Source organism: Variovorax sp. 10N412 (genome assembly GCF_056394985.1).
Genome location: NZ_JBFTIO010000014.1, coordinates 44,621 through 64,769 on the forward strand (window position 1 = coordinate 44,621; position 20,149 = coordinate 64,769).

Annotated in this window: 19 protein-coding genes; 10 read left to right on the top strand and 9 right to left on the bottom strand. The window is 70.1% G+C overall.

Annotated features, from left to right (window positions below; all coding sequences use genetic code 11):
- Positions 1-5 precede the first annotated feature (5 nt).
- The 10 genes from AC1DJH_RS25180 to pufC all read left to right on the top strand — a co-directional run bounded on the left by AC1DJH_RS25180 (position 6) and on the right by pufC (position 10,296).
- Positions 6-1,172 (top strand): methyltransferase, encoded by a 1,167-nt coding sequence (locus tag AC1DJH_RS25180; RefSeq protein ID WP_478187573.1) that lies wholly within the window; start codon positions 6-8, stop codon positions 1,170-1,172.
- Positions 1,173-1,276: 104 nt separating this feature from the next.
- Positions 1,277-2,221 (top strand): chlorophyll synthesis pathway protein BchC, encoded by a 945-nt coding sequence (bchC, locus tag AC1DJH_RS25185; protein WP_478187574.1) that lies wholly within the window; start codon positions 1,277-1,279, stop codon positions 2,219-2,221.
- Entirely contained in the window at positions 2,218-3,240 is a 1,023-nt protein-coding gene (locus tag AC1DJH_RS25190; RefSeq protein WP_478187575.1) for a chlorophyllide a reductase iron protein subunit X, read from the top strand. Before bchC ends, AC1DJH_RS25190 begins: the two co-directional genes overlap by 4 nt.
- A gap of 10 nt (positions 3,241-3,250) precedes the next feature.
- A complete protein-coding gene (gene bchY, locus AC1DJH_RS25195) occupies positions 3,251-4,810 on the top strand; it encodes a chlorophyllide a reductase subunit Y (protein ID WP_478187576.1) in 1,560 nt (519 codons plus the stop codon).
- Positions 4,810-6,300, top strand: a complete 1,491-nt coding sequence (bchZ, locus tag AC1DJH_RS25200) for a chlorophyllide a reductase subunit Z (RefSeq protein ID WP_478187577.1) — start codon at positions 4,810-4,812, stop codon at positions 6,298-6,300. The genes bchY and bchZ overlap by 1 nt, the downstream gene beginning before the upstream one ends.
- Positions 6,301-6,445: 145 nt before the next feature.
- Positions 6,446-6,679 (top strand): light-harvesting antenna LH1, beta subunit, encoded by a 234-nt coding sequence (gene pufB / locus AC1DJH_RS25205; RefSeq protein WP_472123568.1) that lies wholly within the window; start codon positions 6,446-6,448, stop codon positions 6,677-6,679.
- A 12-nt stretch (positions 6,680-6,691) separates the two neighbouring features.
- Positions 6,692-6,895 (top strand): light-harvesting antenna LH1, alpha subunit, encoded by a 204-nt coding sequence (pufA, locus tag AC1DJH_RS25210; protein WP_435446490.1) that lies wholly within the window; start codon positions 6,692-6,694, stop codon positions 6,893-6,895.
- Between the two features lie 123 nt (positions 6,896-7,018).
- Complete coding sequence (pufL, locus tag AC1DJH_RS25215) at positions 7,019-7,843, top strand: photosynthetic reaction center subunit L (protein ID WP_435446491.1); 825 nt, start codon at positions 7,019-7,021, stop codon at positions 7,841-7,843.
- A gap of 48 nt (positions 7,844-7,891) precedes the next feature.
- Positions 7,892-8,872, top strand: coding sequence for a photosynthetic reaction center subunit M (gene pufM / locus AC1DJH_RS25220; RefSeq protein ID WP_478187578.1), 981 nt, complete (start codon positions 7,892-7,894; stop codon positions 8,870-8,872).
- Positions 8,869-10,296 carry a photosynthetic reaction center cytochrome PufC gene (pufC, locus tag AC1DJH_RS25225; protein WP_478187579.1) on the top strand — a complete coding sequence of 476 codons (1,428 nt, stop codon included), beginning with the start codon at positions 8,869-8,871 and terminating at the stop codon, positions 10,294-10,296. Before pufM ends, pufC begins: the two co-directional genes overlap by 4 nt.
- A gap of 52 nt (positions 10,297-10,348) precedes the next feature.
- On the opposite strand, the gene AC1DJH_RS25230 is transcribed toward pufC, so the two are convergent.
- From AC1DJH_RS25230 to bchM, 9 genes are all read right to left on the bottom strand, one after another.
- Positions 10,349-12,523 (bottom strand): GAF domain-containing protein, encoded by a 2,175-nt coding sequence (locus AC1DJH_RS25230; RefSeq protein WP_478187580.1) that lies wholly within the window; start codon positions 12,521-12,523, stop codon positions 10,349-10,351.
- The gene (gene ppsR, locus AC1DJH_RS25235) at positions 12,523-13,959 is read right to left on the bottom strand and encodes a transcriptional regulator PpsR (protein WP_478187581.1); all 1,437 of its coding nucleotides are present in this window, start codon (positions 13,957-13,959) and stop codon (positions 12,523-12,525) included. The genes AC1DJH_RS25230 and ppsR overlap by 1 nt, the downstream gene beginning before the upstream one ends.
- 74 nt (positions 13,960-14,033) lie before the next feature.
- Positions 14,034-14,831 carry a putative photosynthetic complex assembly protein PuhE gene (gene puhE, locus AC1DJH_RS25240; protein ID WP_478187582.1) on the bottom strand — a complete coding sequence of 266 codons (798 nt, stop codon included), beginning with the start codon at positions 14,829-14,831 and terminating at the stop codon, positions 14,034-14,036.
- Positions 14,832-14,859: 28 nt separating this feature from the next.
- On the bottom strand, positions 14,860-15,930 hold the full coding sequence (gene acsF, locus AC1DJH_RS25245; protein ID WP_472123585.1) for a magnesium-protoporphyrin IX monomethyl ester (oxidative) cyclase: 1,071 nt from the start codon (positions 15,928-15,930) through the stop codon (positions 14,860-14,862).
- Between the two features lie 11 nt (positions 15,931-15,941).
- A complete protein-coding gene (puhC, locus tag AC1DJH_RS25250; protein WP_478187583.1) occupies positions 15,942-16,439 on the bottom strand; it encodes a photosynthetic complex assembly protein PuhC in 498 nt (165 codons plus the stop codon).
- Between the two features lie 10 nt (positions 16,440-16,449).
- Positions 16,450-17,142, bottom strand: coding sequence for a photosynthetic complex putative assembly protein PuhB (gene puhB, locus AC1DJH_RS25255; RefSeq protein WP_472123591.1), 693 nt, complete (start codon positions 17,140-17,142; stop codon positions 16,450-16,452).
- Positions 17,139-17,909, bottom strand: coding sequence for a photosynthetic reaction center subunit H (gene puhA, locus AC1DJH_RS25260; protein WP_478187584.1), 771 nt, complete (start codon positions 17,907-17,909; stop codon positions 17,139-17,141). The genes puhB and puhA overlap by 4 nt, the downstream gene beginning before the upstream one ends.
- A gap of 45 nt (positions 17,910-17,954) precedes the next feature.
- Positions 17,955-19,427 (bottom strand): BCD family MFS transporter, encoded by a 1,473-nt coding sequence (locus tag AC1DJH_RS25265; RefSeq protein ID WP_478187585.1) that lies wholly within the window; start codon positions 19,425-19,427, stop codon positions 17,955-17,957.
- On the bottom strand, positions 19,424-20,146 hold the full coding sequence (bchM, locus tag AC1DJH_RS25270; protein WP_478187586.1) for a magnesium protoporphyrin IX methyltransferase: 723 nt from the start codon (positions 20,144-20,146) through the stop codon (positions 19,424-19,426). Before bchM ends, AC1DJH_RS25265 begins: the two co-directional genes overlap by 4 nt.
- Positions 20,147-20,149: the final 3 nt, after the last annotated feature.

The window sequence follows — 20,149 nt, forward strand, 5'->3', positions numbered from 1 at the left end:
GCAACATGCATACCCTGCCGGTGGACAGCCGCCCCGCGGCACCGTCGTGGCGCACGGCATGGGGCGATCGATGGCTGGCCGTGCGCGATCGCCTGCTCGCGAGCCCGGTGTTCCAGCGGCGCGCCGCCGCGTTCGTGCCGACGCGGCCCATCGCGCGGCAGCGCGCCGGCGCACTGTTCGACCTGGTGGCCGGCTTCGTCTATTCGCAGGTGCTGCTGGCCTGCGTGCAGCTGAAGCTCTTCGACATGCTCTCGGGCGGGCCGCTGGCCCTGGACGACGTCGCGCAACGCACGGACCTGCCGCCGGCGTCGGCCGAACGCCTGCTGGCCGCGGCGGTGGCGCTGCGCCTGGTCGAGGCCCGCAGCGGCGGCCGTTTCGGCCTGGGCGAACTGGGCGCGCCCATGGTCGGCAACACCGCCATCGCCGCCATGGTGATGCACCACCGCGCGCTCTATGCCGACCTGGTGGACCCGGTGGCGCTGCTGCGCGGCGATGCGCGCGGCACGGCCCTGGCGAGCTACTGGCCCTATGCCGGGGCAGTCAGTCCCGACGATCTGTCGGGCGACAGCGTGGCCGGGTACTCGGCGCTGATGGCCGCGTCGCAACCGCTGGTCTGCGACGAGATCCTCGATGCCTATCCGCTGCACGGCCACCGCTGCCTGCTCGACGTGGGCGGCGGCGAGGGCAGCTTCCTCATCGGCGCGGCGGCGCGGGCCCCGGCCTTGCAGTTGGTGCTGTTCGACCTGCCGGCCGTGACCGAGCGCGCGCGCCTGCGCTGCGCGGCGGCCGGCATCGGCGCGCGGCTGCGCATCGAGGGCGGCAGCTTCCTGGCCGACGCGTTGCCCACGGGCGCGGACATCGCGACGCTGGTGCGGGTCATCCACGACCACGACGACGCCGCGGCGCTCTGCATCCTCAACGCCGTGCGGCGCGCGCTGCCACCGGGCGGCACCCTGCTGCTGGCCGAGCCCATGGCGGACACGCCGGGCGCCCAGGCCATGGGCGGCGCCTATTTCGGCTTCTACCTGCTCGCGATGGGCAAGGGCAAGCCGCGCAGTTCGGCGGCGCTGCAGGCCATGTTGCGCGCGGTGGGTTTCGTGGAGGTGAAAGCGGTGGCTACGCGCATGCCGTTGCAGGTCGGGCTCATCGTGGCGCGAACAGGCCTTGCGTGATCGAGCTTCCGGATGTGTAATTAAAACTAGACAGTTCAATTAGTAAAAAGAAAATGACACACACCCTGAATCCAGGTTCTGCGCACCCAAGTTCCGCGAACCCGATGACAGCCCTGGCCGTGGTGCTCCACAAGCCCCGCGAGCTGTCGCTGAGCCGCCTGGCCCTGAGCGCGCCGACGGACGAGGACGTGGTGGTCGACATCGAATGGAGCGGCATCAGCACCGGCACCGAACGGCTGCTCTGGTCGGGCCGCATGCCCGACTTTCCGGGCATGGGCTATCCGCTGGTGCCGGGCTACGAGTCGGTGGGCGTGGTGCGCAGCGCCGGCCGGCATTCGGGCGGGATCGTCGGGCAGCGCGTCTTTGTGCCGGGCGCGCGGTGCTTCGGCGACGTGCGCGGCCTGTTCGGCGGCGCCGCATCCACCGTGGTGCTGCCGGGCTCGCGCACCCTGGCATGGGACGCCGGCGACTTGAGTGCCGAGCAGGGCGTGCTGCTGGCCCTGGCCGCCACCGCCCACCACGTGAGTTCGGCCGGCGGCGGCGTGCAGCCCGATCTGATCGTCGGTCACGGCGTGCTGGGCCGCATGGTGGCGCGCATCGCGGTCGCCATGGGCGGCGCGCCGGTCGTCTGGGAAACCGATGCCCGAAGGCGCGAGGGCGGGCAGGGCTACGAGGTGCGCGACCCCGCCACCGACACGCGCCGCGACTACCGCAGCATCTGCGACGTGAGCGGCGACCCCACGCTGCTGGACACCCTCATCGGGCGGCTCGCACCGAGCGGCGAGATCGTGCTGGCGGGCTTCTACGACGAGCCGCTGTCCTTCGTCTTCGCGCCCGCCTTCATGCGCGAGGCGCGCATCCGGGTGGCGGCGCAATGGCAGCCGCACGACCTGGCCGCGGCCCGGGCGCTCATGCAGTCGGGGCGGCTGCGGCTGGACGGCCTCATCACCCACCGCGCCCAGGCCACCGAGGCCGACAGCGCCTACCGCACCGCATTCGGCGATCCCGCCTGCCTGAAGATGGTGCTCGACTGGAGAAGCTGCCAATGACATCCACCCCTCACGCCATCGCCGAGGGAACGCCGGTGCGCTTCATGCAGCAGCAGGCGCTGCGCGCAGAGGCCGCCATGGAGCCCGATGCGGTGAGCACCGCGCCCGTCACCAAGGAAACGCAGATCATCGCCATCTACGGCAAGGGCGGCATCGGCAAGAGCTTCACGCTCGCCAACCTGAGCTACATGCTGGCGCAGCAGGGCAAGAAGGTGCTGCTGATCGGCTGCGACCCCAAGAGCGACACCACCTCGCTGCTGTTCGGCGGCCGGGCCTGCCCGACCATCATCGAGACCTCGTCGCGCAAGAAGCTGGCCGGCGAGGCCGTCGCCATCGGCGACGTGTGCTTCAAGCGCGACGGCGTGTACGCGATGGAGCTGGGCGGCCCCGAGGTGGGCCGTGGCTGCGGCGGGCGCGGCATCATCCACGGCTTCGAGCTGCTGGAGAAGCTGGGCTTTCACGAGTGGGGCTTCGACTACGTGCTGCTCGACTTCCTGGGCGACGTGGTGTGCGGCGGCTTCGGCCTGCCGATCGCGCGCGACATGTGCCAGAAGGTGATCGTGGTGGCGAGCAACGACCTGCAGTCGCTCTACGTGGCCAACAACGTCTGCTCGGCGGTGGAGTACTTCCGCAAGCTCGGCGGCAACGTGGGCGTGGCCGGCATGGTGATCAACCGGGACGACGGCACCGGCGAGGCGTCGGCCTTCGCGCAGCAGGTGGGCATTCCGGTGCTGTCGGTCATTCCGGCCAACGACGACATCCGGCGCAAGAGCGCCAGCTACGAGATCATCGGCGTGCCCGGCACGCCCTGGGGGCCGCTCTTCGAGCAGCTGGCCGAGAACGTGGGCACCTCGCAGCCGATGCGGCCCCGCCCGATGACGCAGGACCAGCTCCTGGGCCTGTTTTCGGCCGAGTCGGTGGGCCGCAACGTGGTGCTGGAGCCCGCCACGCAGTTCGACATGTGCGGCAAGTCCGACACCGCCCGGCCGACGCTCGAAGTGGTCTACGACGACGCCTGAAAGCCACGCCATGACACAGCGCCCCATTTCCATTCCAGTCGTCGCACTGCCGGTGCCTGCGGCCGTCCAGGGCGACGGCGTGGGTTGCCATTCGGGCGCGGATGCGATGCGCGCGGCGGCCGGTGCGGCGGGCAAGTCGGAGACGCTCGCGCAGTACGCCAAGGACTATCCGCCGGCGCCCCATGCCGGCCCGCACGACCAGCCCCAGAGCATGTGCCCGGCCTTCGGCGCGCTGCGCGTGGGCCTGCGCATGCGGCGCACTTCCACCATCCTGTCGGGCTCGGCATGCTGCGTGTACGGGCTGACGTTCACCTCGCATTTCTACGGCGCCAAGCGCAGCGTGGGCTACGTGCCGTTCAACTCCGAGACGCTGGTGACGGGCAAGCTGTTCGAGGACATCCGCGAGGCGGTCCACAAGCAGGCCGATCCGGCGCTGTACGACGCCATCGTCATCATCAACCTGTGCGTGCCCACGGCCAGCGGCGTGCCGCTGCAGATCCTGCCGCGCGAGATCAACGGCGTGCGCATCATCGGCATCGACGTGCCCGGCTTCGGCGTGCCCACCCATGCCGAGGCCAAAGACGTGCTGGCCGGCGCGATGCTCAGGTACGCGCGCGCCGAGGTCATGGCCGGGCCGGTGCAGCCGCCGCGCCCCGGCAGGGCCGACAAGCCCGCCATCGCGCTCATGGGCGAGATGTTCCCGGCCGACCCGATGGTCATCGCCCGCATGCTGGAGCCCATGGGCCTGGCGGCCGGGCCGACGGTGCCCACGCGCGAATGGCGCGAGCTCTATGCCGCGCTCGACTGCGTGGCGGTGGCCGCGATCCATCCGTTCTACACCGCGAGCCTGCGCGAGTTCGAGGCGGCGGGCCGCCCCATCGTCGGCTCGGCGCCGGTCGGCCATGACGGCACCGAGGCCTGGCTGCAGGCCATCGGCACCGCGGCCAACGTGCCGCAGGGCAGGATCGACGCGGTCAAGAACGCGATGCTGCCGGCCATCCGCGGCGCGCTCGCGAAGATGCCGATCAAGGGCCGCATCACGCTGAGCGGCTACGAGGGTTCCGAATTGCTGGTCGGCCGCCTGCTGGTGGACAGCGGCGCCGACCTGCGCTACGTGGGCACCGCCTGCCCGCGCACCGCATGGAACGACGAAGACCGCCAGTGGCTGGAGGCCCGTGGGGTGCACGTGCAGTTTCGCGCCTCGCTCGAACAGGACCTGGCCGCCCTGCACGAATGGAAGCCCGATCTGGCCATCGGCACCACACCGGTGGTGCAGGCGGCCAAGGAGCAGTGCACGCCGGCGCTGTACTTCACCAACCTCATTTCGGCGCGGCCCCTCATGGGACCAGCCGGCGCCGGCTCGCTCGCGACGGTGATCAACGCGACCATCGGCAACAAGGCGCGCTTCGAGGCGATGAAGGCCTTCTTCGGCGACACCGGCGCGGGCCATGCGGCGGGCGTGTGGGAAAGCGCGCACGGCGTGCCGCAGGATCGCCCCGACTTCAAGGCCGACACGCGCCGCCAGGCCCAGAAGGCCCTGAAGAAGCGCAAGGCCGAGGAGATGATCTGATGCTCGTGCTCGACCACGATCGCGCCGGCGGCTACTGGGGTGCCGTCTACGTGTTCACCGCCATCAAGGGCCTGCAGGTCGTCATCGACGGACCCGTGGGCTGCGAGAACCTGCCGGTCACCTCGGTGCTGCACTACACCGATGCGCTGCCGCCGCACGAGCTGCCGATCGTGGTCACGGGCCTGGCCGAAGAACAGCTGGGCCGCGAGGGCACCGAGGCCTCGATGCGCCGCGCGCACGCCGCGCTCGACCCCGACCTGCCCTCGGTGGTGGTCACCGGCTCCATCGCCGAGATGATCGGCGGCGGCGTCACGCCCTCGGGCACGACCATCCAGCGCTTCCTGCCGCGCACCATCGACGAGGACCAGTGGCAGTGCGCCGACCGCGCGATGTACTGGCTGTGGTCGGAGTACGGCCTGAAGCACCCGTCGGTGCGCAAGCCCTTCGGCGAGCGGCCCGCCGGCGAGAAGCCGCGGGTGAACATCGTCGGACCGAGCTACGGCACCTTCAACGCGCCCAGCGACCTGGCCGAGATACGGCGCCTGGTGCAGGGCATCGGCGCCGAGGTGAACCTGGTGTTTCCGCTGGGCACGCACCTGGCCGACGTGTCGCGCCTGGACGAGGCCGACGTCAACATCTGCATGTACCGCGAGTTCGGCCGCATGCTGTGCGAAGCCCTGGAGCGGCCGTTTCTGCAGGCGCCGATCGGGCTGCACAGCACGACAGCCTTCCTGCGCGCGCTCGGTGGCCTGCTGCACCTGGACCCCGAGCCGTTCATCGAGCGCGAGAAGCACAGCACCCTCAAGCCGATCTGGGACCTGTGGCGCTCGGTGACGCAGGACTTCTTCGGCACCGCCAGCTTCGGCGTGGTGGCCAACGAGACCTATGCGCGGGGCCTGCGCCACTTCCTGGAAGACGAGATGGGCCTGCCGTGCCACTTCGCGGTGGCCCGCGTGGCGGGCGCCAAGACCGACAACGCCGAGACCCGGCGCCTGGTGCACGAGAAGACGCCGCTGGTGCTGTACGGCAGCTACAACGAGCGCATGTACCTGGCCGAGTGCGGCGGCGGCGGAATGATGAAGACCGCCTTCGTTCCCGCCTCGTTCCCGCTGCCGATCATCCGGCGCCACACCGGCACGCCCTTCATGGGCTACTCGGGCGCGACCTTTCTCATCCAGGAGTTCTGCAACGCGCTGTTCGATGCGCTGTTCCACATCCTGCCGCTGGGCACCGAGCTCGACCGCGTCGATGCGACGCCCGCGCGGACCGGTGCACGGCCCGATGCGCGGCCCGACAGCCCGTGGGACGACGACGCCCGCCAGTTGCTCGACGACTTCATCGAGGCACAACCGGTGCTGGTGCAGATCTCGGCGGCCAAGCGGCTGCGCGACCGCATCGAGCGCGACGCGGCGCGCGCCGGCGAAGAACGCATCACCTCGGCGCGCGTGGCGCGCACGCGCGATGCGCTGCGCCAGGGGGAGCCGGCATGAACCGCGCGCTGCCCTTCATGAGAACAAGAACCTTGGCGGGCCTGCGGGTCCGCCGCAGAAGTTGTGGCGGCCTGCGGCCGCTTCGATCCCCGCCGCGGGGGATGTGCGCGGTGCGTGGCCATCAGGCCGATACGGAGTAAATACCATGGTTCCAAAAGATAGAGAAGGCTCACTGTCCGGTCTGACCGAGCAGGAAGCCAAGGAGTTTCACAGCATCTTCATGACGAGCTTCATCATCTTCACGTTGATTGCGGTCGTCGCCCATTTCCTGGCTTGGCAATGGAGGCCCTGGCTTCCGGGTGCCGGCGGTTATGCGGCGATCTTCAACGACGCCAAGGATGTCGCGCTCGCGGCGGTATCCATCGGCTTCAATGCCTAGAGGAGACACGACATGTGGCGAATCTGGATGCTGTTCGATCCGCGCAGGACGCTCGTCGCCCTGTTCACGTTCCTCTTCGTGCTGGCGCTGGTGATTCACTTCATCCTGCTCAGCACCGACCGCTTCAACTGGCTCGAAGGGCCGCGAAAGAGCAGTCCGGTCGCAGCGCAGATGGCTCCCATGCCCGCGCCGGCGACGGCACCGGCGGGCAAATAGCCGCTTTGTTGCCTACGTGCGTTCGGAGCGCGGGTCCAGGTCCTTGCAGGTCCATATGCCCCGCATTCCGATCGTCATCCGGACGGCCCTGTGCCGTCGCGTCTTGACCCCGGGGAAATGATCATGGCCATGCTGAGCTTCGAGCGAAAGTACCGCATCCGCGGGGGCACCCTCATCGGTGGCGACCTGTTCGACTTCTGGGTCGGGCCGTTCTACGTGGGTTTCTTCGGCGTCACCACCATCTTCTGCGCGCTGGTGGGCACGCTGCTCCTCGTGTGGGGCGCTTCGCAGGGGCCGACCTGGAACCTGTGGCAGATCAACATCGCGCCGCCCGACCTCAAGTACGGGCTGCGTCTCGCGCCCCTCATGGAAGGCGGGCTGTGGCAGCTGGTCACCGTGTTCGCCACCGGCGCCTTCGTGTCGTGGGCGCTGAGGCAGGTGGAAATCTGCCGCAAGCTGGGCATCGGCTACCACGTGCCCTTCGCGTTCTCGTTCGCGATCCTGGCGTACATCACGCTGGAGATCGTGCGCCCGGTGCTGATGGGCGCCTGGGGCAACGGCTTTCCCTACGGGATCATGAGCCACCTGGACTGGGTGTCGAACACCGGCTACCAGTACCTGCACTTTCACTACAACCCGGCCCACATGCTGGCCGTGAGCTTCTTCTTCACCACGGTGCTGGCGCTGTCGATGCACGGCGGCCTGGTGCTGGCGGCCACCAACCCCGGCAAGGGCGAGACGGTCAAGACCGCCGAGCACGAGAACACCTTCTTCCGCGACACCATCGGCTACTCGATCGGCACGCTCGGCATCCACCGCCTGGGCCTGTTCCTGGCGCTGTCGGCGGCCTTCTGGAGCGCCGTATGCATCGTCATCAGCGGCCCCTTCTGGACGCGGGGCTGGCCCGAGTGGTGGACCTGGTGGCTCAACCTGCCGATCTGGCACTGATCAACCCAACGCACGCGCCGGAACCGCAGCGTCCCAGAGGAGACATCGATGGCCGAATACCAGAACATCTTCACCCGCGTGCAGGTCGTCGCACCGGCCTACGCGGGCGTGCCGCTGGAGCGCGGCAACAACGAGCGCGAAGGACCGCCGCTGCACGTGCACCTGCTCGGGCGCATCGGCGATGCGCAGGTCGGGCCCATCTACCTGGGGTGGTTCGGGCTGGCGGCGCTGCTGTGCGGCTTCATCGCCTTCGAGATCGTCGGGCTCAACATGTTCGCCTCGGTCAACTGGGACCCGGTGCAGTTCGTGCGCCAGCTACCCTGGCTGGCGCTGGAGCCGCCGCCGCCGTCGATGGGGCTCAAACTCTTTCCACCGCTCAACGAAGGCGGCTGGTGGCTGATGGCCGGCTTCTTCATGACCGCTGCGGTGCTGCTGTGGTGGGCGCGCATGTACCGCCGCGCGCGCGCGCTGAAGATCGGCACGCACGTGGCCTGGGCCTTCGCCGCCGCGATCTGGCTGATGCTGGTGCTGGGCTTCATCCGGCCGCTGCTGATGGGCAGCTGGGGCGAGGCGGTGCCCTTCGGCATCTTTCCGCACCTGGACTGGACGGCGGCGTTCTCCATCCGCTACGGCAACCTGTTCTACAACCCGTTCCACATGCTGTCGATCGCCTTCCTGTACGGCTCGACGCTGCTGTTCGCGATGCACGGCGCGACCATCCTGGCGGTGAGCCGCTTCGGCGGCGAGCGCGAGATCGAGCAGATCGTCGACCGCGGCACGGCCTCCGAGCGGGCCGCGCTGTTCTGGCGCTGGTGCATGGGATTCAACGCGACGATGGAGTCGATCCACCGCTGGGCCTGGTGGTTCGCGGTGCTGTGCCCGCTCACCGGCGGCATCGGCATCCTGCTGACCGGCACGGTGGTGGACAACTGGTACCTGTGGGCGGTCAAGCACCATGTGGCGCCGATCTATCCGGCGGTGTTCGCGCCGGTGATCGACCCGTCCACGCTGCCGGGAGTGCGGCCATGAACGCCGACCACACTGCGCAAGGACGGTTCGCCCGCCTGGCCTGGGGTGCCGCGGCCGGCGTGCTGCTGTTGCTGGCCGGCTGCGAGCGTCCGCCGATCGACGTGGTGCAGCGCGGCTACCGTGGCACCGGCATGCAGGAGGTGTACAACCCGCGCACCGTGGAGACGCAGGCCGCCAAGAATGCACTGCCGGCCGACTCGCCTGCGGCGCCGGCCGCCGGCCCGACGGCAGGCCAGGTGTTCCAGAACGTGAAGGTGCTCAACGACCTGAGCGTGGGCGAGTTCACCCGGCTGATGGTGTCCATGACGGCCTGGGTTGCGCCGCAGCAGGGCTGCACCTACTGCCACCAGGGCGAGAACATGGCGTCCGACGCGGTCTACACCAAGGTGGTCGCGCGGCGCATGCTGCAGATGACGCAGCACCTGAACGCCGACTGGAAGACCCACGTGGCCGACACCGGCGTCACCTGCTACACCTGCCACCGCGGCAACCCGGTGCCGCTGAACACCTGGACCATGGGCGAGCCGCAGAAGGCGGCCTATGCCGGCAACAAGGCCGGCCAGAACGCGCCGGCCGCCAGCGTGGCGATGGCGTCGCTGCCCAACGATCCGTTCTCGCCTTTCCTGGACAAGGGGGAGAACGTGCGCGTGGTCGGCGCGACCGCGCTGCAGAACGGCAACCGGCAATCGATCAAGCAGGCCGAGTGGACCTACGGGCTGATGATGCACATGTCGCAGTCGCTGGGCGTGAACTGCACCTACTGCCACAACACGCGCTCCTTCGCCGACTGGGAAACCAGCGCGCCGCCGCGCGCCGTGGCCTGGTACGGCATCCGCATGGTGCGCGACCTGAACACGCAGTACCTGGACCCGCTCACGCCGCTGTTCCCGGCCGCGCGGCTCGGGCCCGCCGGCGACGCACCCAAGATCAACTGCGCCACCTGCCACCAGGGGGCCTTCAAGCCGCTCTATGGCGCGAGCATGTTGCCCAACCATCCCGAACTCGCGAAGGTCCGCGCGGTGGTGCAGAGCGCATCGGCCCCGGCGGCGGAGGCCGCGACCGCCACGGCGGCCACGGCGTCCGGCGCGGTGGCCGGTTTGCCCGCGGCGGGCGTCGACGTGCTGTTCGCGACCGGCTCCAGTACCGTCTCGCCCGAGGCCGCGCAGGCGCTGGCACCGGCCATCGCAGCGCTCAAGGCCGATGCCGCGGCGCGGGTGAGCCTGTCGGGCTACCACTCCGCGAGCGGCGATACGGCGCAGAACGAGGAGCTCGCCAAGCAGCGCGCCGTGGCCGTGCGCGATGCGCTGGTGGCCGCCGGCGTCGCGGCCGAGCGCATCGTGCTCGACAAGCCGCAGTCGGCCGCGGCCAACGTGGCCGGCGAAGACCCGGCGGCCCGGCGCGTGCAGATGGCGGTGATCAAGTAAGGAGGCCCAAGCGGCGCGGCATCCGCAGCGCCTCGCGCTGCCGATCGGCCGCTCAGCCGACGAAGGCCTTCATGCGGTCGTACAGCGAGGCGGCGCGTCGCGTCGAGGCCTCGAGTTCGGCCAGTAGCGGTACCACGGTGGGCCCCATGTTGCCGTCTGCGATGTCCATCGCGGCGAGGCTGGCGTTGGAGACAATGGCACCGATCACGTCGGCCGCATCGGCCTGGCGTGACAGCGCTTCGTCGCGCATCGCCTTGGAGAGCGATTGCTCCAGGTGTTCGCGTGCGGCGGCGGCGCGCCGGCTGTCGCTCAGGTCGGTGAAGATCAGGAAGAAGCCCAGCACGGACCCGTCGCGCGCCGACACCGGCTCCGCGCGCAACGACGTGGGCAGGCTGGCGCCGTGGCCCAGGTCCAGCGACAGCTCGCCGCGCCACGAATGCCGCTCCTGCACCAGGGTGCGCAGCATGTCCCGCACCCGCGCGGGTTCCACGAACCACTGGGCGGCATCGCCGAGCTCGGCGGGCGCGTCTGCCTCGGCGCCGCGCCCGATCATCTCGAAGAAGCAGCGGTTGGCGAACAGCGCCCGGCCGTTCGGATCGGCGATCAGCACCGGCTCGTTGGCGTTGGAGACAGTGAGGCGGATTTGCGCGAGCTGATGCTCGGCGATCAGAAAACGCACCGCATTCACCTGCACGATGATGTCGATCAGCGCCGCGCCGAAGGCGCGGGCCAGCGCCAGCTCGGTCACCGACCAGGGCAGGGCAGTGCCGCGCACGATCTCCGACCATGCCGCGAACGAGCGGCGCGGCGACAGGGTCAGCGGGTCGTTCGCGTCGAGCACCGGCTTGGACGGATCGCCGGCCCAGGTCACGCTGGTGAGCTGCTCCTTGCGGAACCACATCAGGTAGTCGGGCCGCGACGACGACAGCCGCACCACCACCACGCCGCTGGCCGTGGGCGTGAGCGAGGCGAGCGACGGCTCGGCCCGCTCCACCGACGCGCAACTGAAAAGGCCGTCGAAGCGTTGCGCATCGATCCAGCGCATCAGCTCGCGCAGCTCTGCATGGTTGGGGGTCTCGCCGGCGGTCAGCAGCTCGCCCTCCTGGAACAGCGCCGCACCGGTGGCCTCCAACGGTTGCAGCAGCGTGCGCGGATTGCGAAACAGCGCCAGGCGCCAGTCGCCCTCTGTCGAGGTGGCCTCCACCAGCCGCTGCTCGAGCCGGCGCACCTGGATCGCGACCTGCGCATAGGCGTAGTTCTCGATGGCGGCGATGCGGGTGGACACCACCTCGGCCAGCAGGTCCGCCGCCGCGCGCATGGCAAAGCGCAGGTTGCGCGCGCTGTAGTGGTGGCAGGCGATCAGGCCCCACAAGCGGCCCTCGCGCACCAGCGACACCACCAGCGTGGCGGTCACGCCCATGTTCTTCAGGTACTGCAGGTGCAGCGGCGACATGCTGCGCAGGTAGCACGAGGACATGTCGAGCTCTTCGTCGTGCCCGGGCAGGCGCTGCGGCACCAGCGGCGAGGCGACGTAGTGCACGTCGGCCAGCACCCGCAGCCGGGTGCGCAGGTACAGCTCGCGCGCGCGCTGCGGAATGTCGGTGGCCGGGTAGTGGTGGCCAAGCAGGGAATCCAGTCGCGGGTCGCGCGCCTCGGCAATGATCTTGCCGTGGCCGTCGGGGTCGAACTTGTAGACCATCACCCGGTCGTAGCCCAGCATGTCGCGGCAGCACTTGACCAGCGTGTCGGACAGCGTGCCGATGTTCGAGGCGGCGCTGATGCGCTGCACCGCGTCGCCCAGCAGGCCGAGCAGCTTTTCGCTGGGCACATCGACCGTCTCGATCGTGGTCCCCGGGCCTACGGGTTCGATCTCCAGCAGCAGCACCTCGCCCGGAATGCGGTGCATGGTGCCCTCGAACTCGCGCTCGCTGCCGTGCACCTCGACGCGGCAGCGCAGCGCTTCGGGATCGGTCAGCCGGCCCTGCGACGCGATGCGGCGCACGCAGCGCTCGATGTCGCCGCCCAGTTGGCCCACGGGGGCCTCCAGCAGCTGCTGCAGCGGCACGCCCAGCAGCGCCTGTGCATTGGCGCTGGCCTGCAGCACCCGCAGACCGGGCTCCTGCAGCGCGAGCAGCACGCCGTGCGGCTGGACGGAGCCCGCCAGGTGGATCAGCTCGCGCTCGCAGTTCGTGAGGTCGGCCTTGCCGAACGCGGGGCTGCCGAGCATCACCGGCCTCCTTGCGGCGTGGCGCCGTCACTGCCTTCAATGGCAGGGCCGTCGTCGGCGCGCCGGCGCATCAGCGCGAAGGCCTCGCCCGTCATTCCGAGCAACCGGGCCGCGTCGCCGGCATCGTTGTGCGACTGCGCGAGCGCGGCCGACACGAAATGGCGCTCGGCGAGCGCGGCCGCCGCGGCCATGAGCTGGGCGACAGGCACCTGCCCGAGGCGCTCGGTCAGATGCTGCATGCCCAGGTTCAGTTCGAGGTGCGAATGCTCGTCGCCGTCGTTCGCGGGCAGCAGATGAATGGTGAAGCCGATGCATTCCTGGTCGCCTTCGGTGAGCAGCGCGGCCGACACCTCGGCCTGGACCAGCGGCGCGCCGGCCACCTTGATCCACGACGGCACCCGGCGCGCGACGCCGTCGCGCCGCACCTGTGGCAGCAAGGCGGCCATGGGGTGCTCGGGCGTGCCCAGCCAGTCGACGATCAGGCGGCCCCTCAGCTGGGATTCGTCGTCCAGCCGCACCAGCTTGAGGAAGGCGGTGTTGGCCATCAGCACCCGGCCGCTGGCATCGGTCACGACCACGCCGTCGCTGGTGTCGTCGACCAGCCGCACCAGCGAGTCGCTCAGCGCCGGTACGGGAGGGGTGGCATCGACCGCGCGCACCCGCACCAGGAGGCGCATCGCGTCCTCGGCGCGAAAAGGCGTGGCGGCCACGCTGGTGAGCGCCATCCGGCCCAGGAGGCGGGCGCGGATCTCGCCGCTGCTGCCTGAGGCGCGGGCCGAATGCAGCAGCGCCTCGATGCCGAGGCGGGAGCGCTCCTCGAAGCCGGTGGTGACCTGCCGGCCGACCATCTGCTCGCCGGCGATGTCGAACATCTGCGAAGCGGCCTGGTTGACTTCGAGGATGGCGAGCGTGTGGCCGTCGACCACCAGCACTGCATCGGTCGCCACCTGGAACAGCAGGCGGTAGCGGGTTTCGGCCTGGCGCGCCTGCCAGTAGCCGCGCTCCAGCTCCTGCTGCGAATCGAGAAAGCGCTGCTGGATGGCGGCGATGGCGCGCAAGTCCCGGCCGGTGGCCAGCACCGGGCCGTCGCTGCCGAAGCGGATCGCGCAATACGCCACCGGGATGCTGCCGCCCAGCTGGAACGGATGGCTCACCTCGCGCCGTCGCGCAATGCCGGTGGTGGTGACTTCGCGCAGCATGTTCTCTATCTTGGCGCGCGTGTCGCCGCTCACGGTGTCGACCCACGGGCGGCCGACCCAGTCGTTGGCCAGCGGGGCCATCGGGTCGACCTCGCCCTGCGCGACGTTGCGGATCACGCCCGCCTGGTCGATCACCAGCGCGATGTCGCTGGACAGCGAGACGAAGGTCTTCGCAAGTTCAGGCGCCCAGGCCGCCAGGGCAGCCAGATCGGGAAGTTCGCCGTCTCTGGAACTCACGTCGCGTCTCCTCGACGGCATGGGATGCCGCGAATGGCCGGATTCTAGACATGGAGCCGCGCCATGCGCCATCCTCACAAACGCTCGGATCCGACGCGCTCGCCGGGCGTCAGCGCGCGCGATCGCCGGACCCAGCTCCACAGCGCTTCGGACGGCAGCGGCAGCACCATGAACCAATGCTCCAGGATGGCCAGCGACAGCAGCGTTGCGGCGAAGCTGAGTGCGGTGGCGTCGAAGCTGCGCACGCCCTCGGCCAGCGCGGCCTGCCATACCAGCACGACCAGCCAGGTCGACACCGCCACCGACACCGGAAACAGCGAATTCATCGGCTTGCGGGTGAAATAGGTCTGCAGGTACTTCAGGTGCGCGGGCAGAAAGTCTTCGTTGAGGTTGCGCACCCCCAGGAAGACGTTCAGCTTGGCGCTCTGCCGCATGACCCACAGGACGGCGAAGGTGAAAAGCCCGGTGGGGTTGCTGCCGCTCCAGGTCAGCGCCACTACCGCCGCCCCCAGCACGATCAGCGCGAACTCATGGTGCAGCAAGGCCTGCAGCGCGAAGCCGGCTCGCCGCCAGCCGCGCGCATCGGGCGGGCAGGGCACGCGCCGCGGACCGGTCACGTACCCCAGCAGAAAGGCCACCTCCTGCCAGGCCCAGACCAGCAGCGCGCAGGTGAAGGCCAGGTAGGCGCCGGTCACGCGCAGGTCGTTGCGCGTTGCGTAAAGGCCCAGCAGCGCCAGCGCCAGCAGCACGGTGGCGCCGCCCATGGTCCAGCGGAAGGTCCAGCGCGGCAGGCCGTTCAGGTACAGGATCACGCCCGTGCTGAACCACCACACGAAGACCGTGTAGAGCATGGGCAGCAGGTACTGGGACATGCGGGGGACTTCGGCGCTTCGGGGGCGCCTACCAAGTCGGCGCCATGCGCGCGTTGTCGGGCAGCGCGTTGGGCTTGGCGCGCATCAGGAAGAGCCGGCCGAACGCAACCGCGCCGCGCGCGGCCAGCGCGGCGCGTTGCAGCGCCCCGGGCACGCCGCCGCGCGCCTTGGCGGCCTCGGTCGCGACCGAGATGCGCCGCAGCGTCTCCAGGCCGGCATGGAAGGCCGGCGCATCGATGTCCAGCGTCAGCGGAAACACCTGGCGCGTGATGTCCGAGGTGATGCGGAACACGGTGAAGTCGTAGGCCGTGGGGTCCAGGCCCATGGCCGCATGCATCTCGGGGCGCTGGTGGTCGCGCACGTACATGGTCGCGAAGACGGCCAGCACGAAGAAGCGGATCCACAGCTTGTTGACGCCCTTGAGCAGCCGCGGGTCGGCCCGCATCAGCAGCGCGAAGGCCTCCCCGTGCCTGAACTCGTCGTTGCACCAGCGCTCGAACCACCGGAAGATCGGATGAAAGCACAGCTCCGGATGCCGCTCGACCTGTCGGTAGATCGCGATGTAGCGGGCATAGCCGATCTTCTCGGACAGGTAGGTCGCATAGAAGATGAACTTCGGCCTGAAATAGGTGTACTTCTTGGCCCGCGCCAGAAAGCCCAGGTCCACGCCGATGCCGAAGTCCTTGAGCCATTGGTTGATGAAGCCCGCATGCCGGCTTTCGTCGCGCGCCATGTAGCCGAACAGCTCCTTCATGTCGGGGTTGGTCACCTGCTTCCTGATCTCGGCATAGAGAACGCAACCCGAGAACTCCGAGGTGATCGAGCTCACCAGGAAGTCCGAGAACTCCTTGTAGAGCGCCGGCGGCAGCTGCGCGCAGTTGGCGGCCAGCTCGGCCGGCCGCTGGAAGTGGTCGGTGTTGTTGTCGGCCCGGAACTCCTCCATGAGCGCGTTCCACTGCGCGCGGATCGGCTCCACGTCGATGCGGTCCATCGCCTTGAAGTCGGTGGTGTAGAAGCGCGGCGTGAGCATGGTGTCGCGCAGCGCGGTCTCGGTCGAGCTGCCGGGCGCGCGAGGTGCCAAAGAGGCCGGGGTGGACATGGGACGTTCCTTCAGCGGGTGGCTTGGAGAGCTTGCGTGTCGGCCGGGCCGCCGTTCATCAGCCCGGCGAAGGCCGCCGCGTTGGTCGGCCCGAACGATCCGAGGTCGACGGTGCGGCCCGTGGCCGGGTCTTCGAGCGTGAGCTTGCCGTCGGCACGCCCGATCATGCGAAACGCAATCTCCGGCCCGATGCCGCGCCGGTAGCGCTCCCGCGCCAGCCCGCGCATGGTGCCGCGCAGGAAGCCGTTGGTCTCGGGCGCCACCTCGTGCACCACGCGGCCGGTGCGCGCGTCCTTCACCCGGATGCCGCCGCTGGCAAGGTCCTCGAACAGGAACTCGCGCACGCTCACGGCCTCGGCTTGCGGCACATGGACCACGCCGATGCCGGTGAAGCGCACGAAGCTCACGCCGACGAGCGTGCACAGCACCAGGCTGCCCAGTGCCACGAGCATGCCGCGCGGCAGCGCGTCCGGTGAGCGGGTTTGAGGCGGGGGCTGCATCGTGTTCATTGGCGGGTCCTCAGGCGGTCATGGGTTCCGGCGCGGCCTCGCCGGCTTCGCGGGTGCCCACCGCCGGTGCCACCGCATGCAGCCCGCGGCGCGGAATGCCGGCCGACGCCGCCAGCGCACCGGCCAGCAGCGCCGCCACTTCGCGCGCCTGGGGCAGCGCGCGCAGCATCGGCTGGGTCCGCTTCACATGCCAGGGGCGCGCATGCGGCCACAGGTGCACGTAGGCGATCTGCGCCTCGTCGTTCAGGGCCAGCGCGATGTCGCCGGTGCCGTCGGCGTTGTGATGCAGCGAGGCCGCGTCGATGGCGCTGTAGGGCAGGTTGAAGGTCACGGTCAGCACGATGCCCACGCGCATGACCACGCGGCGGTCGGTGACGGTGTAGACGCTGGTGCGTGCCGTGAGCCAGCCCAGGCCGACGAGGGTGCCGATGGCCAGGGCGGCGAGCGGCAGCAGCCAGGCCATGGCCGCGAGCGCGTCGAGCGCGCCGCCGCCGCCGGCCAGCGTGTTGGCGCCGCGCCAGACGATGAGCACCGCGAAGTACACGGCCAGTCCGCGCACGTGCAGGGCGCTGCGGGTCATGCGCTTCCAGTCGGGCGAGCCTTGCCAGAGCAGGCGTTCGCGTGCGGGCAGCTTCTCGGGCAGGCCGTAGGCCGGCTCGAAGTCGTGGTCGTCGCCGGGCGGCGTGAGGTTGGCGGCCTTCACAGCAGCGGCTCCTGGCGTTGCGGCGTCGCGTAGAGCGTGCCGCCGCCGTAGTAGGCCATGACCTTGTCTTCCTCGAGCAGCGTGATCTGCTCGGGCAGTCGCGTGCCGGGCACGAAGGCGAACTGGGTGCTGAGAATGGACTGCACCCGGACCCGGTGTTTCTCGACCTTCGCGAAGTTCATCGGCAACAGCACGCGCCGCGGCCCGGCCTCGCTCGGCACCTCGAGCTCGAGGTAGCGGAAGACGGCCTCGGCGCGGTCCACCCACAGGTCGACGACGTCGCCGCCCACGAGGCCGTCAGCGCCGAAGACGGGCATGCCCACGGGGTTGGGGTCTTTCCTCGACAGGCCGAAGCCGGGCGCGTGGCGCAGCGGTACGATGCGCAGTTCGTCGTCGATGGTGGTGTCGGCAATGTCCGCGCGCTGCGCCCAGGCGCCCGGGCCGATGCCGTCGCGCATGGGGTTGCCGGTGGGCTCCAGCGGCGCGCCCAGCCAGGCGCCGAGGGGCTCGGCCGCCAGGTCTCGCTCTTCGCGCAACCGGTTGGGCGCCTGCACCGTACGGCCGTCGCGCAGCAGGAAGGTCTTGGGGCTGGGCACGGCCGGAAAGCCCTGCACGTCGATGTGCCCGGAGCGGTCGCTCTCCAGCGGATAGCCCTCCCGCTTGTTCTCCCGGTGCAGGTAGTAGATGAGACCCGCGAAGAAGATCCAGAACATGTAGAGCACGATCTGCGCGACGTCGATGTAACCGGTGATGGCTCCGTTTCCCATGGTGTTTCTCCTTCGTGTGAGGGTGCGTGGCCCGGCGCCTGGCCGTCAGCCCGGAAACTCGGTCAGGCCGAACTTGCCCGGCCTGGTGGCGGCGTCCGCGTCCGCAGCGGGCGGTCGCCGGTTGCGCGGCGTGCGCACCAGCGGGCCGATCGCGATGAGCGTCGCGAACAGCAGCACGATCTCGATGTAGTACACGACGCTGTAGCCGATGGACGGCGCCGACAGCACCGCGCCCAGCGTGCCGTGCGACGCCAGGTAGGTGATGCCGTCGCGCAGCCAGCCGCCCAGCCCGATCGCCAGGCCGCCGGCGGAGGCCTGCACCGCGCCCCAGGCGCCCAGCGCGAGGCCGTTGCGCGCGCCCGTGTCGTGGCCCATGGCCGCGGTGAGCGTGGCCACCGAGAACAGGCCGCCGCCGAAGCCGATCAGCAGCGCACCGATGCGGAACATCAGCTGCGAGCCCACCGGGTCGGCGAACACCACCGCCGCGAAGGCGAAGATGCCGACCACCACGCCGATGGAGGCCAGCCGGTGCGGCTCGCCGCCATGGAGGAACCAGCGCGCGGCCAGCACGAAGGCCGCCAGCGCGCCGCAGGCGATCATCGCGGTGAGCTGAGTGGTCGAGGCCACCGCCATGTGCATGATCTCGCCGCCGTAGGGCTCCAGCAGCACGTCCTGCATGCTGAAGCCGGCGCTCCCCAGGCCCACCGCGACCAGCAGGCGCGCCGAACGCCCGCCCTGCACGAAGGCACGCCACGAGTCCCGGAACGAAGGCCGCGGCTCGCCCGGCGTCGCCGCGGTGCGAGAAGGCACGCGCGCCTCCTGTTTCCACAGCGCGATGAGGTTCAGCACCATGGTGAGCAGCGCCGCGCCTTGAATCACCTGGATCAGCTTGACCTGCTTGAATTCCTGCAGCAGGGCGCCGAAGCCCAGCGCGCTCACCATGGTTCCCACCAGCAGCATCACGTAGAGCAGCGCCACCACGCGTGGCCGGTTCTCCGGCGTGGCCAGGTCGGTGGCCAGGGCGAGTCCGCCGGTCTGGGTTGTGTGCAGGCCCGCGCCGACCAGCAGGAACGCGATGGCCGCGCCGATCTGCCCGTAGATCACCGGCCCGTTGGTGTCGCCGGACAGCACGATCAGCGCGAACGGCATGATCGCCAGCCCGCCGAACTGCATGAGCGTGCCCATCCAGATGTAGGGCACGCGCTTCCAGCCGAGGGCCGAGCGGTGGTGGTCCGAGCGAAAGCCCACCAGGGCCCGCATCGGCGCGAAGATCAGCGGCAGCGCGATCATGGTGGACACCAGCCATGCCGGCACGTTGAGCTCCACGATCATCACCCGGTTCAGCGTGCCGTTGAGCAGGGCCAGCGCCATGCCCACCGTCACCTGGAACAGCGACAGCCGCAGCAGCCGGCCCAGCGGCAGCTCGCGCGTGGCCACGTCCGCGAACGGCAGGAAGCGCGTGGCGATCAGGCTCCACTTGCTGGCCACGCGGTCGTTCAGGCGGGTGATCGTGTTCATGCGCGCACCATCTCCAGGGCCTGCGAGGTGTAGAAGCCGCTGGCCACCCGCTGCGTGCGGCCGCGGTGCCAGGGGGCCAGCAGCGGCTCGGCGGCGATCAGGCGATGCAGCGACTTTTCGGCCACCGGCTCGATCCACGGCGCGCGGTTGCCGCGCGGAAACAGCCGGCCCGCCGCCCGAAAGACGATCAGCGCCGGATTGCTCGGCGCGAAGGTGAAGAGCACCGCGCGGTCGGCCCGCTGGGCCAGGCCCGCCAGCACCCGCACCGCATCGGGCGTGCGGTAGTGGATGAGCGAGTCCATGCCCACGATGTAGTCGAAGCGCCCCAGCGCCGGGTCGAGCATGTCGCCCGCACGAAAGTCGATGCCGCCCGCGCCCTCGGCGCCCGTGCCGCCGATCAGCGCCGCCGGTTGGCGCTCCCGCGCCAGTGCCACCAGCGTGGGCGACAGGTCGATCGCCACCACGCGCGCGCCCCGGCGTGCGGCCTCCACCGCCAGCGCGCCGGTGCCGCAGCCCGCATCGAGCAGCCGCATGCCGTGCAGGTCCGCGGGCAGCCAGTCGAGCAGGGTTTGGCGCATGCGGTCGCGCCCGGCGCGCACGCTGGCCCGGATGCGCCCGACCGGCGCGTCCGAGGTGAGCCGTGCCCAGGCCTGGGCGGCGGTGCGGTCGAAGTAGGTTTCGATCTCGCCGCGTCTTTGCAGGTAGCTGACGTTCGCCATGGC